Here is a 16,889-nt window from a genome sequence, read left to right on the forward strand (position 1 = left end):
GTCTCACTATAGCCCATTTGCCGGAGGCTCCCCAAGCTGCCGCGGGTGCGTCACTCAGGGGCTGAGGGTAGAATGCCCCTGCGCAACGACAGGCCCGCCGGCATGGCGCTGGCCACGAGGATGGATTGCATGGATCACAGGGTACTGCCCTTCAAGACCGAACTGCTGCCCGGCACCGAGTGTGTCATCGAAGGGCTTGGCAGCGATGAGCGGCTGACGCGGCATCTGCTGGAGATCGGCATCATGCCGGGGCTGCAGGTGCGGGTAGTGCGGCGTGGTCCCTTCGGCGACCCGGTGGAGCTGGCCCTCCCCGGGAGCCATTCCATCGTCCTGCGCAACAGCGAGCTGGCCTCGCTGCAGTGCCGCTTCCTGGCCGGGCCGCTGTCGGCGTTGCCGAGCAAGGCGGCGGGCGAATTCCGGGTCCGTGCCCTTGTCGGCAATACCCGTTATCGGGCCCGCATGCAGCGGCTGGGACTGGAGCCGGGCAGCGAATTCAGGCTCCTGCCCAGCAATCACAACGGTCGTCACCGCTTGCAGCCGGCTTCGCGAGCGGAAGCGGTCGAGATCGGTCGTGGCGAGGCCGAGCGACTGATCATCGAAGCGGAGTAGATCCCTGTCCATGACCAGCAAGCCCCAGTTGACCGTCGCCCTGGCGGCCATCCCCAACACCGGCAAGACCACCCTGTTCAACCAGCTCACCGGCGCCCATCAGACGGTCGGCAACTGGCCCGGGGTGACGGTGACCAAGCGCACCGGTTTTTTCGATCTGGACGGCTACCGGGTGGAGCTGATCGACCTGCCCGGCGCCTATTCCATCAATCCCACCTCGGAAGAGCAGCGCATCGTCGAGCAGTATCTGCTGCAGACGCCGCCGGACGTGATCCTCAACATCCTCGACGCCCGCAACCTGTATCGCGGCCTCGGCCTGACCCTGCAGCTGGCGTTGAGCGGTCTGCCGATGGTGGTGGCGGTGAACATGATGGACGAGGCGCGGCGCCAGGGGGTGGAGATCGACGTGGCGGCGCTGTCCGAGCACCTCGGCGTGCCGGTGGTGCCGATCGTGGCGCGTACCGGCGAGGGCCTGGATGTGCTCAAGGCGGTGTTGCTGGAGATCTTCGAACACCCGGAGCAGGAACATCCGACCCACATCTCCTTCCCGCCGGTGATCGAGGAACAGGTGATGGCCCTGGCCAGCCGCATCCAGGCCCTCCCCGACCGGCCGCGGCTGGACGAGACCCTGGTCGCGGTCCAGCTGCTCAAGGGCGGTGACGCCTGTCAGGTGCTGGGCGACACCCCCGGTGCCAGGCAGGTGATCGAGGAGGCGGCCTGCCGGCGGCGGGAGATCGAGTCCGCCACCGGCGAGTCCTTCACCAGCACCTGTGCCCAGTGCCGCTTCAATGCCGCCCGCGGCCTGGCCCTGGAGGCGACCCATTCGCTGCCACCGGTGGGCGATGCCCTGAGTTCGCGTCTGGACGCCGTGCTGCTGCATCCGCTGTTCGGTCTGCCGCTGTTCTTCCTGATCATGTTCGGCCTGCTGCAGGCCATCTATGCCATCGGTTTCCCGCTGCAGAGTGCCGTGGACGGCCTGTTCCAGCAGCTCGATGCCGGGTTGCGGACCCTGGCGCCGATCCAGGCGCTGCCGGGGCTGTTGCGCAGCTTCCTGCTCGACGGTCTGCTCGCAGGCGTCGGTGTGGTGGTGACCTTCTTCCCCCTGCTGGCGGTGTTCTTCGTGCTCATGTCACTGATCGAGGGCAGTGGCTATATTTCGCGCGCCGCCTTCCTGATGGACCGGCTGATGCACCTGCTGGGGCTGGACGGCAAGGCCTTCGTCAATGTGCTGCTCGGTTTCGGCTGCAACGTGCCGGCGGTGATGGGCACGCGCATCCTCTCCAGCCGCCACAACCGCATCGTCACCATGCTGCTGATCCCCTTCTCGCTGTGCAGTGCGCGGCTGCAGGTGTTCGTCTTCCTGGCGGCGATCCTGTTCCCGCCGGTCACCGCCGGGCTGGTGCTGTTCGGCCTCTATGTGGGCAGTTTCCTGGCCGTGGTGCTGGTCGGTCTGCTGCTCAAGCTGCTGCGGGTCGGCGGCCAGCCGGAGCCCTTCATCATGGAACTGCCGCCGTACCGCATCCCGCTGGCACGCAGCGTGCTGTTGCGTGCCTGGCACGAGATCAAGGCCTTCCTCAACCGGGCCGCGACCCTCATCCTCTCTGGTGTGGTCATCGTCTGGTTCCTCACCCACGTGCCCACCGACGTGCCGCCGGGCAGCCTGGAGACCCTGGCCGGTCGCATCGGCCAGATCAGCGCCCCCCTGTTCGAGCCGCTGGGCATTCACTGGCAGGAGACAGTGGCGCTGATCTTCGGCTTCCTGGCCAAGGAGATCGTGCTCGGTTCGATGGCGGTGATCTACGGCGGCCAGGACCTCGCCCAGCAGTTGCCGCTGTACATGACCCCGCTGCGCGGCCTGAGCTTCATGGTGTTCACCCTGCTGTACACGCCCTGCGTGGCGACGGTGGCGACCATCCACGGTGAATCGCGTTCCTGGCGGGTGACCACATTGGCGGTGATGCAGGGCCTGCTGCTGGCCTGGCTGGCGGCCTTGCTGGTCTACCAGGGCGGTCGGCTGCTCGGTTTTTCCTGAACCGGCAGCGGTCCGCCGGCCTTGGCAGGGGAGGAGAGACATGGCGGGGGATGACGGCAGGATGGGGTTGCTGCAGGTGGTGTCGATTGCCGTCGGCACCATGATCGGCGCCAGCATCTTCTCCATCTTCGGTCTGGGTGCGCGCATCGCCGGCCACAACCTGCCGCTGGTGTTCGTGATCTCCGGGCTGGTGGCCCTGCTGGTGGCCTATTCCTATGCCGTGCTCGGCGCACGCATCGTCTCCAACGCCGGTCCCATGGAGTTCATCCTGCGTGGTTTCGGTGACAGCCTGCTGACCGGGGCGCTGAGCTTCCTCTTCTGGATGAGCTACGTGGTGTCACTGAGCCTGTTCGCCAAGGGTTTCGCCGGCTATTTCCTGCCGCTGTTCTCGATCCCCGACGGGCCGCTGGCCACGGCTGCGGTGGAGGTGGGGGTGGTGCTGCTGTTCACCGCCCTCAACCTGCGCGGTGCCCGCGGGGTCGGGCGGGCGGAGTTCGTCATCGTCCTGGTCAAGCTGGGTATCCTCGGCCTGTTCGTGGTGCTGGGCCTGTCCAGCGTGCGGCCGGAATGGATCACCCCGGCCGTCGATGCCCCGGCCATGCGCGACATGTTCTATGCCACCGCGGTGTTCTTTCTCTCCTACATGGGCTTCGGGCTGGTCACCAACGCCTCGGAGAACATGCGCGATCCCGAACGCAATGTGCCGCGGGCCATCTATCTGAGCATCCTGGTGGTGAGCCTGGTGTATGTCTCGGTGGCCGTGGTGGCGGTGGGCAATCTGCCGCTGCCGGCGCTGATCCAGGCCCAGGACTTCGCCCTCGCCGAGGCGGCGCGGCCCTTCCTCGGCAGCTGGGGCTATACCCTGGTGTCGGTCGGCGCCCTGTTCTCCATCGCCTCGGCGCTGAATGCCACCCTCTACGGCGGCGCCAACATCGCCTATGCCCTGGCCCGCGACGGCGAGCTTCCCGAGCTGTTCCGGCGCAAGACCTGGTTCCAGGCCCCCGAAGGGCTGTACATCACCGCCGGATTGAGCATCGGCTTCGCCTTGCTGTTCAATCTGAACGGCATCGCTTCCCTCACCAGTGCGGTGTTCATGGTGATCTATCTGTTCGTGCTCGCCGCCCACTACCGGCTCAGCCGCGAGTATGGCGGCAGCCGGCCGCTGATCCTCTTCGCCCTGCTGGTGGTGGCCGGGGTGTTCCTGGTACTGATGGCCTACCTGTGGCAGACCGGCCGGGGTTCCTTCTGGGCCTGCTGGGCGACCTTCGGCGGCAGTCTGTTGCTGGAACTGGTCTACCGCGGCATCACCGGCCGCATCCTGTTGGAGCGCGACTTCGCCGCCATCGAGCGGCGCCTCGCCGGGCGCATTGCCCAGCGCAGCAAACGGACCTAGCAGCCTGTCGGATTCAGGACTGATCTACTGCGCGGGTGGGAGAGCGGCCCGAATCTCCCCGATTTCTCGTTGCGTAGTGCCCACTATGCGCCTCGAAATCGTGAAGATTCGTTCTCGTTCTCCCACCCTGCTCGCTACGATCGCCCAAGTCCGACAGGCTGCTAGCCCGGATATTGCACCAAGGCGGCGCGCATGATCGGCGTGCAGGCTGGCAAATGGGTCAGGAACTCGTAACCCGGCTTTGTGCCTGTTCGATCGACTCCGGGCATTGCCCGCCGTGGATTCCCCGATCGCGGCCTGGAGGCCGCTCCTACGGGGCAAGGCGGCACAATGTGTTGTCGTAGGAGCGGTCTCCGGGCCGCGATCGAGGCGCAAGGGGTACCGCGCCATCCTGCCACCCCGGCCCACGGAGCCTGCCTTGGTGCAATATAGGGCAGCAACGGCAGCCAGCCCCCAGGCCGTGTCCCTGATTCAGTCTTCGCGGCCGTCCTTGTCCGCCAGTTCCCGGTGATAGCGGCGGCGGATGGCCTCCAGGTCGACCCGGGGCGGCGGCAGTTGCAGTTGCAGCCCCTCCAGGGTCTGCAGCAGGATTTGCGACACCGCCAGGTTGCGGTACCACTTGTGGTCGGCGGGGATCACGTACCAGGGGGCGTGGGCGGTGCTGCAGTGGTGAAGGGCGTCCTCGTAGGCGAGCTGGTAGTCGTCCCAGTAGCGGCGCTCCTCGTAGTCTGCCTCGCTGATCTTCCATTGCCGTCCGGGATCCTCCAGGCGCTTGCGGAAGCGGCGCAGTTGTTCCTCCTTGCTGATGTGCAGGAAGAACTTGAGGATGTGGGTGCCATTCTCGTGCAGCAGGCGCTCGAACTCGTTGATTGCGGCGTAGCGCCTTGACCAGACCGCCTTGGGCACCAGGCCATGCACCCGGGCCACCAGCACGTCCTCGTAGTGGGAGCGGTTGAAGATCGCCACCTCACCGCGTCGCGGGGTGCGGCGATGCACGCGCCACAGGAAATCCCGTGCCGCCTCTTCCTCGTTGGGTACCCGGAAGGCATGCACCCGGCAGCCCTGCGGGTTCATGTAGCCCAGCACGTGGCGGATGGTGCCGTCCTTGCCGCCGGCGTCCAGTGCCTGCAGGCAGACCAGCAGGCTGCGCCGGTTCTCGGCATAGAGCAGGTATTGCAGCTCGCGCAGCCGCCGGCCGGTGGCCTCGATGCGTGCCTTTGCCTCGCGCTTGCCGGTGGCACCCTCGTGTTCCGCCGGATCGAGGTCGGCCAGTCGTGGCCGGCTGCCGGGCTCGACGCGATAGCGGTGGCAGTCGTCCATGCGCGATCCCTCAGTCGAGCGGATGGCCGTGCTGGCGGAACCAGGCACGGTCCAGTTCCCAGCGTACGGCCTTTACTTCCGGCGCCTGCAGCAGCCGCTGGCGCACCCGGGCCTGGATCCGGGCCAGGCGTTTCTGGGCGGCGATCACCCGCGGGTCGTCCGCATCGAGCCGTGCCAGTGACGGTTCGAGGATGGCCAGCGCGTGGAGCACCGAGACCTCGGCCGAGCGCGGGCTGCTTACCACAGCGGTATCACCTTGCATGCGCAGTACCCGGAAGGGGAAGGGGTAGGCGGCGATCCCGGCGTCCGCCTGCAGCAGCCGGTTCAGTTGCTCGACCCGTGGATCGCCGCCCAGCGCCCAGTAGCCGAGCAGGACGAGGGTGATGCTGGCCAGCAGCAGGGCATAGATCTTGGTGCCGCGATCGAGGGGTTCCATCGGGTCAATCCCCTATGAGCTGCGCGGTGCGCGCCCCAGCCGGGCCTCGACCTCGAGCACGTGCTGGGTGGTGCGCAGCAGGCTGTCCGGGTTGAGGCTCATGGAGTCGATACCGATCTCGACCAGGAATTCGGCCATTTCCGGGTAGTCGGAGGGGGCCTGGCCGCAGATCCCGGAGTGACGGCCGTTGCGCCGCGCCCCCTCGACCGCCATGCGGATCATGGCCTTCACCCCGGCGTCGCGCTCGTCGTAGTCGAAGGCGACCAGCTCCGAGTCGCGGTCCACGCCGAGCACCAGCTGGGTGAGGTCGTTGGAGCCGATGGAGAAGCCGTCGAACAGTTCGGCGAAGGCGTCGATCTGGATGACGTTGTTGGGGATCTCGCACATGACGTAGATCTCAAGCCCCTGTTCGCCACGTTTCAGGCCGTGTTCGGCGAGGCTCTGCAGCACCTTTCTGCCTTCCTCCACGCGGCGGCAGAAGGGCACCATCAAGCGCAGGTTGGTCAGCCCCATTTCCTCCCGCACCCGCTTCATGGCAGCGCACTCCAGGGCAAAGCCCTCGGCATAGGCGGGGTGGGTGTAGCGCGCGGCACCGCGGAAGCCGAGCATGGGGTTGGCCTCCTCGGGCTCGAAGGCCCGGCCGCCGAGCAGGCTGGCGTATTCGTTGCTCTTGAAGTCGGACAGGCGCACGATCACCGGCTTGGGCCAGAAGGCGGCGGCGATGGTGCCGACCCCCTCGGAGAGACGCTGGACGAAGAACTCGGCGCCGTTGGCATGGCCGCGGATCTGCCTGGCGATGCGCTCGCGCTGCTCGGGGTCCTCGACCCGCTCGGGATGCAGCAGGGCCAGGGGATGGACCTTGATGTATTCGTTGATGATGAATTCCATGCGTGCCAGGCCGACGCCGTCGTTGGGCAGGAAGCTGGTCTTGAAGGCCAGCTCCGGATTGCCCAGGTTGAGCATGATGCGGGTCGCCGGCCGGGCCAGGTGGCTGAGATCGGTGCGTTCCACCACGTAGGGCACGGCGCCGGCATAGACCCGGCCCACGTCGCCCTCGGCGCAGGAGACGGTGACGGTGTCACCGTCGTGGATGGCCTCGGTGGCGTTGCCGCTGCCGACCACCGCCGGGATGCCAAGCTCGCGGGAGACGATGGCGGCGTGGCAGGTGCGGCCGCCGCGGTTGGTGACGATGGCGGCAGCGATCTTCATCACCGGTTCCCAGTCCGGGGTGGTGGTGTCGGCCACCAGCACTTCGCCGGGCTGGAAGTCCTGTAGTTCGTCCAGGTCGTGGATCACCCGCGCCCTGCCGCTGGCGATACGGGTGCCCACGGCACGGCCGGTGGCCAGCAGGGGGCCGGGCTCGCCATCCAGGCGGTATTCCTCGAGCATTGCGCCCTGCCTCTGGGAGGCGACCGTCTCCGGCCGTGCCTGCAGCAGGTACAACTCGCCGTCGAGGCCGTCCTTGGCCCATTCCATGTCCATCGGCTTGTCGTGCCCGGCCTGCTTGCTGTAGTGCCTTTCCACCTTGATTGCATAGTCGGCCAGTTTCAGCACCTCCGCATCGCTGATGCAGAAGCGGGCGCGTTCCTCGGCCGAGGTCGGCACGTTGCGTACCGGTTCCCGGGTGCGGCCGCGGGTATAGATCATCTTCACCTTCTTGGAGCCGAGATTGCGGCGCAGCACGCAGCGGTGGCCCTGCTCGAAGGTCGGCTTGTGGACGTAGAACTCGTCCGGATCGACCGCGCCCTGCACCACGTTCTCGCCCAGGCCGTAGGCGGCGGTGATGAATACCACGTCGCGGAAGCCGGACTCGGTGTCGAGCGAAAACATCACCCCGGAGGCCGCCAGGTCGGAGCGCACCATCTTCATCACCCCGATGGAGAGGGCGATCCTGAAGTGATCGAAGCCCTGGTCGACGCGGTAGTGGATGGCGCGGTCGGTGAACAGGCTGGCGAAACAGCGCCGGCAGGCATCCAGGTATTCGGCCTCGCCGCGGACGTTGAGGTAGGTGTCGTGCTGGCCGGCGAAGCTGGCGGTGGGCAGGTCTTCGGCGGTGGCCGAGCTGCGGATGGCCATGCTCAGTGTCTCGCCGTACTCGGCCTGCAGCTCGCGGTAGGCGGCCAGCATCTCCGCCTCCAGGTCCGGCGGCAGGGGGGCGCCGTAGACGATGGAACGGGCCCGGGCGGCACGACTGGCGAGATCGGCGACGTCGTCCGGGTCCAGGCCGTCGAGCGCCTCGTGCAGCGCCTCCCAGGCGCCGGCGCTGTCCAGCAGGTGGCGGTAGGCGTCGGCGGTGATGGCGAAGCCGTTCGGTATCCTTACCCCCTGCGGGGTGAGTTCGCGGTACAGCTCGCCCAGCGAGGCGTTCTTGCCGCCGACACTGGCGATGTCCTCGATGCCGAGCTCCCTGAAGAAGCGCACGTAGCGGTATCTCTGGTCCATGATGTCCCCTCCTTGCTGCACTGCGGCGCCGCTCAGCGGCGTGTACCGGCGCTCACTGCCCGCGCTCGCGGTGGAAGCGGGTGGCGTGGCACTTGGGGCAGGGCGGGATCCGGCCGGCACGCTGGAAGTGCAGCCGCTCGCCGCAGGCGTCGCAGACCAGGGTGCCGGGGCCGGCGATCTCGCCGGTATGATAGGTCGATGCCTCGCGCAGGGCCTCCTTGAACTGGATCAGTTCCAGGGTGGTCTTGTCGGCGGCCCGCATGAACAGGTCGAGCAGCTCGGACTCGACCAGCCGTGTCTCCAGGCCCAGCCAGTCCTTGAGTTCGCGGCCGGTCTCATCGAGGTAGCTGGCGGCCTCGGCCAGGTCGCGTTTCAGGTAGTTGGCGACCTTCTCGGCCTCCTCGCGACTCAGCTCGCCCAGCTCGACGGCCTTCTCCCGGGCCCCGTCGATCATCTGGTGCAGCGCCGGGCCGGTCTTCTCCTCGGCCTTGTGGAAGTCCTCCATGGCGCGTTCCAGCATCCGTTCGTAGGCCTCGCCGAGAACGTCCAGCGGGTCGTGCTTCAGGGGGTCTTTCATGTTCAGGGTCTCCTGTTTGATCGTGGGTCATTGTGCCGCTTGCCGTCAGTCGCCGCCATGACGCAGGGCAAGCCGGTCTCAGACATGGCAGCCGCTGGCGGGGCTGAGTGCCGGGCGACCGTCGCTCGGCTGCGGTGGACTCAGGCATACCAGTTCTCACGCCGCAGCAGGGCGATGGCGCCCTTCTTGACGGCATCGTTGAACAGGCCCCAGACCAGGGCGTAGAGCCAGATGTAGCCGGCCACCGTCCAGCCGATGGGCTCCACCCACCAGCCATAGACGCTGATCAGGGTGCCGAGCACGGCGCTCCACAGCCCGGCATGCAGCAGCAGGGCCGAGGGATAGGGTCTTTTCCACATCCAGTCCTCGGTGCGGGTGACGAAGATGGTGAGGTGGCCGGCGACGATCAGCTTGCAGAAGATGACCGACTGGATGAACGGTTCGGGATATTCCAGCTCTTCCAGGATGAAGAACAGCAGGAAGGAGCTGGCCACGCCGGCGACGCCGAGAATGCTGGAAATGCTGAGCAGCTCGGTCATGTTCCAGCGTACCGGATGTTGCTGGACGCGGGTATTGTCGTAGGCGATGCTGAGGATGGGGATGTCGTTGAGCAGCGCCAGGATGACGATCATGAACGCGGTCACCGGATAGAAATTGAAGACCACGATCGACAGGGTCATGAACAGCAGCACGCGTATGGTCTCGGCGATGCGGTACACCGCGTAGGACTTCATGCGCTCGAAGGTGATGCGCGCCTGCTCGATGGCATGGTCGATGACCGACAGGCCGGGTGCGGTGAGGATGATGTCCGCTGCGGCGCGCGCCGCATCGGTGGCGTTGGACACGGCGAAACCGCAATCGGCCTTCTTCAGCGCCGGGGCGTCATTGACGCCGTCGCCGGTCATGCCGACGATGTGGCCTGCCTTCTGCAGCTTCTCCACCAGCAGGTATTTGTCTTCGGGCACCACCTCGGCAAAGATCTCGGTGGCCTCGATCATGTCGATCAGCGCCGATTCGTGGGTGTGCACGAATTCGCGCTGGATGAGGCTGGTGTCGAACAGCTTCTGCATCTCCTCGATAACGCCGTCCGCGAAATCGCGTGCCGCCTTCATGGTGACGCCGGGGTGGAGCTTGCGGTACAGCGCCGCGCTCAGCGCCTCGGCCAGATCGATGATCTCGGTGCCCGACTTGCCGCTGATCTGCTCGGCGCGCATCACCCGCGGCTCCAGCCCCAGCATCTGGCCGATCTCCCGGGCGATGGCGGCATTGTCCCCGGTCACCATCTTGACCCGCACGCCGTACTCGCGCATGACCTCGATGACCTCCCTGGAATCCTCTCGCGGCGGGTCGAACAGTGGAATCAGGCCGATCAATTCCAGTGGCGCCTCGCCCTCCTGGCGGGCCACGGCCAGGGTGCGATAGCCCTTGCTGGCCAGCACCTCCACGGTGCGGGTGATGGCCACGCGCTCGTTGTCGGACAGCTCGGCCATGTCCAGCAGGATCTGGGCGGCACCCTTCAGGGCGCGGAAGCGGCGGCCATCCTTTTCCAGCACAGCCTCGGTGCGCTTGCGGATGGGATCGAAGGGGATGAATTCGACCTGCCGGTATTCCTTCCAGGGCAGGTCCGGGAAGTGCTGGTCGACATGGTGGAACAGCGGCAGTTCGATGGGGTCGCGGTTCTCTGGCCGGGAGGCGAGCAGCGCATGCAGGAACAGTTCGGCCTGGTCGTGGCCGTCGAACACCACCGGTTCGGCGACCTGCATCTGGTTGCGGGTCAGGGTGCCGGTCTTGTCGGAGCAGAAGACGTCGACCCCGGCCAGTTCCTCGATGGCGGTGAGCCGGGAGACGATGGCCTGGCGCCGGGCCAGGTTGAGGGCGCCAACGGCCATGGTCACCGACAGCACCGCTGGCAGGGCGACCGGGATGGCGGCCACGGTGAGCACCATTGCGAAGCGCAGGATCTCCAGCAGATCCTCGTGGCGGAACAGCGAAACCAGGATGATCAGCGTCACCAGGGCCAGGGTGACGAAGATCAGGAAATTGCCGATCTTGATCACCATCTGCTGGAAGTGGCTGCGCTCCTGCAGCGAGGCCTTGGCCACCAGGGCAACCACGGCATGGAAGCGGGTGCGGGGGCCGGTGTTGATCACCAGGGCGTGCATCTCGCCTTGCTTGACGATGGTGTTGGCGTAGGCCACGTCGTTGCGGCGCTTGCTCACCGGCAGGGACTCGCCGGTCAGCGCGGACTGGTCGATGGACAGGTACTCGCCGTCGATCAGCTGCACGTCGGCCGGGATCACGTCGCCGATCTTCAGCCTGATGATGTCGCCCGGCACCAGTTCGCGCGCCGGGATGCTGCGGAACTCACCATCGCGCAGCACCGTGACCTCCTGGGTCAGTTTCTGTTTGAGCGCGGCCAGGGCATTCAGCGCGCGGTGTTCCTGGAAGAAGTCGAGCAGGCCGTTGACCAGCAGCATGATGAAGATGATGGTGAAGTCTTCCCACTTCTGCACGGCCGCCGAGAGCAGGGCGGCGATCTCGATCATCCAGGGGATCGGGCCCCAGAAGCGGCGGAAGATGCGGTGCCAGAGCGGTTCCTCCTGCTCCTGGATCTCGTTGTAGCCGTAGCGCTCGAGACGCTGCCGCACCTCCACGGTCGAGAGGCCGTGTTCGGGGTCGGTTTCCAGCGCCTGCAGGGTCTGGCTGACATCCTGGTGCTGGTAGTCGTCCGTGTCCTTGTCCATCGGCGTCCTCTCGTCTGTCTGTTGCCGGGTTAATAATAGGAAGGTAGGGACGCAACAGGGGAAACTCAAACCGCCGTGTCCGTGGGCAGCCGCAGGTGGCTGAACAGCAGATGCGACAGGGCCACCGCCAGGTAGGCGCCGCCGATCCAGTGCAGGCTGTGCGGCTGTTCGCGCCAAAGATAGACGCCCAGCGCCAGCCAGGATGAAAGCGAGAAGGCCAGCCCCAGTGCCGGGGCCAGCGGCCGGATGCCGATCTGCCGGCGCAGGCGCAGGGCGGACAGGTTGATGGCAGCGAAGATGAGCAGAAAGGTCGAGCTGGCGAAGGACGAGATCATGGTCAGATCGGCCAGGTTGACGAACAGCAGGGTGACGGCGCTGATGATGATCAGGCTCAGCCAGGGGATACCGTTGCCGCGGCGGCGGAAGCCGAATACCTGCGGCAGGCTGTGTTCGCGCGCCATGACGCTGGCCAGCCGGGCAGTGCCGAACAGGGTGGCATTGATGGCCGAGGCGGTGGAGAACAGGGCGGCCAGCCCGATCAGCAGGAAGCCGGCCTCGCCGAGGAAGGGCTGGGCGGCCACTGCCAGGGCGTATTCCTGATAGCGGTCGATCTGTTCCGGCGTGAGGTTGCCGACCGCCACCAGGGCGACCAGCACGTAGATGGCGAGGGTGATGGCGATGGAGCCGAAGATGCCACGCGTCAGGTTGCGGGCCGGATCGCGCATCTCGTGCATGGCATTGGGGATCAGTTCAAAGCCCTCGTAGGCGACGAAGATCAGCGCCGCCCCCATCAACAGCCCCCCCGGAGCCTGGTCGAACAGGGGCAGTACATGGTCGGCCCGGAGGTTGAGCAGGCCGATGACGGCGAACAGCGCCAGGATCAGCACCTTGGCCGTGACGATGAGCAGTTCGGAGGTGCCGGTCTCGCGGACCCCGTAGAGGTTGATGCCAAGGAACAGGAGCAGGATCAGCGATTCCAGCAGGTGGTGCATGGCCGGATTGGGCGTCTCGCCACCGAGCAGGGCGGTGCCATAGACGCCGAAGGTGTAGGCATACAGGGCCATGGTGCCGATGTAGCCGGCGAGCAGCAGCCAGCCGCCCAGCCCGGCGATGTGCCGCGAGCGGAAGGCATGTTCCAGATAGGTGAAGCTGCCGCCCTCGGAGTGGAAGGCGAGTCCCAGCCGGGCATAGGCGTAGCCGGTCAGCAGGGCGATGCAGCCGCCCAGGGCGAAGGCCAGCGGTGCCGCATGGCCGGCCTGGGCGATGGCCAGGCCCAGGACCGAAAAGATGCCGCCGCCGACCATGGCGCCCACGCCCATGGCGATGACCTGTTTCAGGTCGAGCTGGCTGCCATTCGCGGGCGGTGGCGAAGCCTCAGGCGCCGGCATGCGGGTCGCTGCTCTTGCCGCCGGTCTCGCGGACCACCTCCAGCACCTCCTCGCCGCTGATCACCTCCTTTTCCATCAATCGCGCGGCCAGTGCGTCCAGCACCGGGCGCCGACTGTCGATGATCTGGTGGGCGCGCCGATGCGCCTCTTCGACCAGGGCGCGGACCTCGGCGTCGATCTGGCGCGCCGTCTCCTCGCTGTAGTTGCGTTCCTCCTGCTGCACGCCGAGGTACACCAGCTGCTGGTGCTTGCCGAAGGTGACCGGACCCAGCTTGTCGCTCATGCCGAGCTGGGTGACCATGGAACGGGCGATCTCGGTGGCCCGCTCCAGGTCATTGGCGGCCCCGCTGGAGATGTCGCCGTAGACGAGTTCTTCCGCCACCCGGCCGCCGAGCAGGATCGCCAGCTGGTCCTTGAGTTCGCTGACCGTGGACAGGAACTTCTCTTCCACCGGCAGTTGCAGGGTATAGCCCAGCGCTGCCACCCCACGTGGGATGATGGACACCTTGTGCACCGGCTCCCCGGTGGGCACTGTCACCGCCACCAGGGCGTGGCCGGACTCGTGGAAGGCGACACGCCGCTTCTCCTCGCTGCTCAGGGCGCGGTTCTTCTTCTCCGGACCGGCGATGACCCGGTCGATGGCCGCCTCGAAGTCGGCCATGGTGATGGCCTGGTGGTTCTCGCGTACCGCGCGGATCGCCGCTTCGTTGGCGATATTGGCCAGGTCGGCGCCGACGAAGCCCGGGGTGCGCTGGGCGACAATCCGCAGGTCGACGTCGTCGGCCAGCTTCATCTTGCGGGTGTGGATCCTGAGGATCGCCACCCGGCCCTCCAGATCCGGCTTGTCGACCACGATCTGGCGGTCGAAGCGGCCGGCGCGCAACAGCGCCTTGTCGAGGATCTCCGGACGATTGGTGGCGGCCATCACCACCACGCCGGAGGTGGGGTCGAAGCCGTCCATCTCGGTCAACAGCTGGTTGAGGGTCTGCTCCCGTTCGTCGTGGCCGCCCATCGCCGGGCCCATGCCGCGTGCCCCGCCGATGGCGTCCAGCTCGTCGATGAAGATGATGCAGGGGGCCTGCTTGCGAGCCTGCTCGAACAGTTCGCGCACCCGTGCCGCACCGACGCCGACGAACAGCTCGATGAACTCCGAGCCGCTGATGTTGAAGAACGGCACCCCGGCCTCGCCGGCCACCGCGCGGGCCAGCAGGGTCTTGCCGGTGCCGGGTGGTCCCATCAGCAGCACGCCCTTGGGCATGTGGCCACCGAGGCGCTGGATGCGGCTCGGATCCTTGAGAAACTCGATGGTCTCGCGCAGCTCCTGCTTGGCCTCGTCCTGGCCGGCCACGTCCTCGAAGGTGACCTTGATGCCGCCTTCCGGGTGGATATGGATCTTGTTGCCGATATTGAGGAAGCCGCCACCCATGCGGCCCATGCGCTTGGCCATCCAGCCCCAGAACAGGAACAGCAGACCGAAGGGCAGCACCCAGTTGAACAGGAAGTTGCTCAGCCAGTCGTTGCCCGGCCGCACGCTGTATTTGACGCCGTGGTCCTTGAGGTCCTTGGCCAGGTCGGTGTCCCACAGCGGGATGGTGATGAAGCGGCGTGGCTGCTGGGTCTTGGGGTCCTTGAGGGTCAGGGTGCCGGTGATGATCCGCTCGGTGACCACCGCCTCGGCCACCTCGCCCTTGTCCACGTGCTGCAGGAACTCGCTGTAGGGGATCTCCTCGCGCTGCGCCTGGTGGTAGCCCTGCCAGACATAGAAGGAAACCAGCATGAAGATCAGATACAGCCACAGGGTGAAGTCGGGACGCTGCCAGAAGCGGTGCGGTTCGCTGTCCGGTTTGTTGATCTCGATCTCGGGTTTCTTGCCGCCGCTGAACTCGTTCTTGCCCATTCTCGTCTCGCCTCTGCCGGCCGCCGGGGTGGCAGCTTCCGTTATACCATGGCGGCGGATGTCTGCGCGTCAACCCAGCCGTGTGGCGTCATCTTGCCACCACCCGCATAATGGGGGCCGGCACGGCTGATTCAAGCGCCGGCGGGGCGCAAGGGGGGACGATGTTGCTGGGCATCCTGTTCATGTGGCTGGTGACGGCCCTGGGTCTGTGGATCACCACCCTGCTGGTGCCCGGGGTCAGCGCGCGCACCCCCGGCACGCTGCTGCTGGCAGCCCTGGTGCTGGGGCTGGTCAACGCCTTCATCCGGCCACTGCTCTGGCTGCTGACCCTGCCGCTGACGGTGCTCACCTTTGGCCTCTTCGCGCTGGTGGTCAATGCCCTCACCATATGGCTCAGCGCCGCCCTGGTGCCGGGCTTCGAGGTGCGCGGTTTCGGCTCGGCGCTGCTCGCCGCCCTGGTCATGGCCCTGCTCGGGCTGCTCGGTTTCATCCTCCTGCAGTGGTTGATGGTGGGTGAGGTGCACTGGATCTACATGCAACAGCGCGGGCATGGGGTCTATCTTTAGCAGGCTGTTGAAAGACCCTCTGACGGCACGATACGGCGTTAAAAATGGCTCAAAATGCTCATTTCAATTGACATAGCCGCCAGGGCGCCAGGAACGCCAAGTTGCCATTTATTGAATTCATAAGGCTTTCTTGGCGCCCTGGCGGCTTGTAACCAGATTTGATCAGACATTTCCTGGAGAAGCGTGCCGGCCCCCCGGCTGCCGCAGCGCGGTTTCGCTGCCCGCCCCCGATGGCGGTACTCTCTCTGCAGCTTCAGCCCCTGCTCCCGGGGCGCAGCAGATAGCGCAGGCCGAGGCCGATCAGGACCAGCCCGAACAGCAGCCGCAGCCGTGGCTCGGGCAGGGCCAGCGCCAGGCGGCTGCCAAGGGTCGCACCGGCGAGGGCGCCCAGCGCCAGCGGCAGCACCAGCGGCCGACAGACATTGCCCAGTCGCCAGTTCTCCCAGCTGCCGCTGAGCACCGCCGGCAGGCGTGCCGCCAGCGAACAGCCCTGGGCAAGCTGTTGTGGCATGCCGAGGCCGAGCACGAACAGCGGTGCCAGCACCGGGCCGCCGCTGATGCCGATGATGCCTGCCACCAGCCCCTCGACCACCCCCACGCCGAGCAGATAGAACGGCGCCCAGTCGGCCGCAAAGGCCAGGCCGTCGAACACCAGGTCGCGGAAGATCATCAGCAGTCCACCGGCCATGACCACCAGGCCGAAGCCCCGTTTCAGCGCAGTCGGCGGCAGGTGCTCCGACCAGGCCGCGGCCAGCGGGGTGATGAGAAAGGAGGGCAGGGCGACCCAGAGCACGGTCAACAGGTCGAGCTGGCCGTGGCGGGCGTAGATCAGACTGCCGGTGGCGGCGCTGAAGACGCTGACCGCCAGCGCCGTGCCGCGGGCCAGCAGCGGACCGAGCCCGGCCCAGCCCATCAGCAGCGGGATCACCAGGGTGCCACCGCCGAGGCTCATCAGGCCGCCGCCGGTGCCGGCGACGAGGCCAATGGCGATACCCTTCAGCCAGGACATGCCGGGTTCGCTGTCGCCAGTCTCCGCCGCAGCGGCCGTGCTGCCATGGCTCAGTCCTGTTTCCCGAGCAGTTGTTCGGCCTCGTGCAGCAGGCGGCGGATCTCGCGGATTGCGGGTTCGCGGGCGCGGCGCAACTGCTCGTGGCGGGCGCGCATGGCCCGGTGCTGGGCGGCGATCCTGTCGTGGGCGGCGAGCAGGGCGCGGTATTCCGGCGCCCCGGGGTCGTGGCGGGTGAGGCGTTCGAGCCCGGCCTCGTGGGCATCGAGGCGCGCCTCGTGCTGGCGGATCTGCTCGATGTAGTCGTCGAGATCCTCGCTCAGCTCGGGCAGGGCGCGTTCCAGGGCATAGAGGATGGCCATCAGCTTCTGTTCCTCCCGGCGCCAGCGCTCGGCATCGGCGATCCAGGCGGCATGTTCCTGCCGCCAGCGTCTATGGCGCTGTTTCATGACAGCCACTGACCCGGGAGAGGGCCACTG

Annotated in this window: 13 protein-coding genes; 4 read left to right on the plus strand and 9 right to left on the minus strand. The window is 66.8% G+C overall.

Annotated features, from left to right (window positions below; translation table 11 throughout):
* Nucleotides 1–129: 129 nt before the first annotated feature.
* The 3 genes from QVG61_RS04430 to QVG61_RS04440 are packed head-to-tail and all read left to right on the plus strand — an operon-like array spanning nucleotide 130 to nucleotide 4,034.
* Complete coding sequence (locus tag QVG61_RS04430) at nucleotides 130–609, plus strand: FeoA family protein (RefSeq protein ID WP_289932128.1); 480 nt, start codon at nucleotides 130–132, stop codon at nucleotides 607–609.
* Nucleotides 610–619: 10 nt separating this feature from the next.
* Entirely contained in the window at nucleotides 620–2,641 is a 2,022-nt protein-coding gene (gene feoB / locus QVG61_RS04435) for a ferrous iron transport protein B (RefSeq protein WP_289932129.1), read from the plus strand.
* Between the two features lie 40 nt (nucleotides 2,642–2,681).
* Nucleotides 2,682–4,034 (plus strand): APC family permease, encoded by a 1,353-nt coding sequence (locus QVG61_RS04440; protein WP_289932130.1) that lies wholly within the window; start codon nucleotides 2,682–2,684, stop codon nucleotides 4,032–4,034.
* Between the two features lie 471 nt (nucleotides 4,035–4,505).
* On the opposite strand, the gene QVG61_RS04445 is transcribed toward QVG61_RS04440, so the two are convergent.
* The 7 genes from QVG61_RS04445 to ftsH all read right to left on the minus strand — a co-directional run bounded on the left by QVG61_RS04445 (nucleotide 4,506) and on the right by ftsH (nucleotide 14,838).
* On the minus strand, nucleotides 4,506–5,354 hold the full coding sequence (locus QVG61_RS04445) for a polyphosphate kinase 2 family protein (RefSeq protein ID WP_289932131.1): 849 nt from the start codon (nucleotides 5,352–5,354) through the stop codon (nucleotides 4,506–4,508).
* 10 nt (nucleotides 5,355–5,364) lie between these two features.
* Nucleotides 5,365–5,790, minus strand: coding sequence for a hypothetical protein (locus QVG61_RS04450; RefSeq protein ID WP_289932132.1), 426 nt, complete (start codon nucleotides 5,788–5,790; stop codon nucleotides 5,365–5,367).
* Nucleotides 5,791–5,802: 12 nt separating this feature from the next.
* The gene (ppsA, locus tag QVG61_RS04455) at nucleotides 5,803–8,232 is read right to left on the minus strand and encodes a phosphoenolpyruvate synthase (RefSeq protein WP_289932133.1); all 2,430 of its coding nucleotides are present in this window, start codon (nucleotides 8,230–8,232) and stop codon (nucleotides 5,803–5,805) included.
* Between the two features lie 52 nt (nucleotides 8,233–8,284).
* Complete coding sequence (locus QVG61_RS04460) at nucleotides 8,285–8,809, minus strand: zinc ribbon-containing protein (protein ID WP_289932134.1); 525 nt, start codon at nucleotides 8,807–8,809, stop codon at nucleotides 8,285–8,287.
* A 140-nt stretch (nucleotides 8,810–8,949) separates the two neighbouring features.
* The gene (locus tag QVG61_RS04465) at nucleotides 8,950–11,553 is read right to left on the minus strand and encodes a plasma-membrane proton-efflux P-type ATPase (RefSeq protein WP_289932135.1); all 2,604 of its coding nucleotides are present in this window, start codon (nucleotides 11,551–11,553) and stop codon (nucleotides 8,950–8,952) included.
* Between the two features lie 65 nt (nucleotides 11,554–11,618).
* A complete protein-coding gene (locus QVG61_RS04470; RefSeq protein ID WP_289932136.1) occupies nucleotides 11,619–12,941 on the minus strand; it encodes an APC family permease in 1,323 nt (440 codons plus the stop codon).
* On the minus strand, nucleotides 12,928–14,838 hold the full coding sequence (gene ftsH, locus QVG61_RS04475) for an ATP-dependent zinc metalloprotease FtsH (protein ID WP_289932137.1): 1,911 nt from the start codon (nucleotides 14,836–14,838) through the stop codon (nucleotides 12,928–12,930). Before ftsH ends, QVG61_RS04470 begins: the two co-directional genes overlap by 14 nt.
* 167 nt (nucleotides 14,839–15,005) lie before the next feature.
* Here ftsH and QVG61_RS04480 point away from each other — a divergent pair, with 167 nt between their 5' ends.
* Entirely contained in the window at nucleotides 15,006–15,404 is a 399-nt protein-coding gene (locus QVG61_RS04480) for a phage holin family protein (protein WP_354671202.1), read from the plus strand.
* A gap of 253 nt (nucleotides 15,405–15,657) precedes the next feature.
* Here QVG61_RS04480 and QVG61_RS04485 read toward each other — a convergent pair whose 3' ends face one another.
* On the minus strand, nucleotides 15,658–16,413 hold the full coding sequence (locus QVG61_RS04485) for a sulfite exporter TauE/SafE family protein (RefSeq protein ID WP_289932140.1): 756 nt from the start codon (nucleotides 16,411–16,413) through the stop codon (nucleotides 15,658–15,660).
* A gap of 50 nt (nucleotides 16,414–16,463) precedes the next feature.
* Entirely contained in the window at nucleotides 16,464–16,859 is a 396-nt protein-coding gene (locus QVG61_RS04490) for a hypothetical protein (protein WP_289932142.1), read from the minus strand.
* Nucleotides 16,860–16,889: the final 30 nt, after the last annotated feature.

The sequence above is a fragment of the Thiohalobacter sp. IOR34 genome, assembly GCF_030406045.1.
In the GTDB taxonomy this organism is placed as follows: domain Bacteria; phylum Pseudomonadota; class Gammaproteobacteria; order Thiohalobacterales; family Thiohalobacteraceae.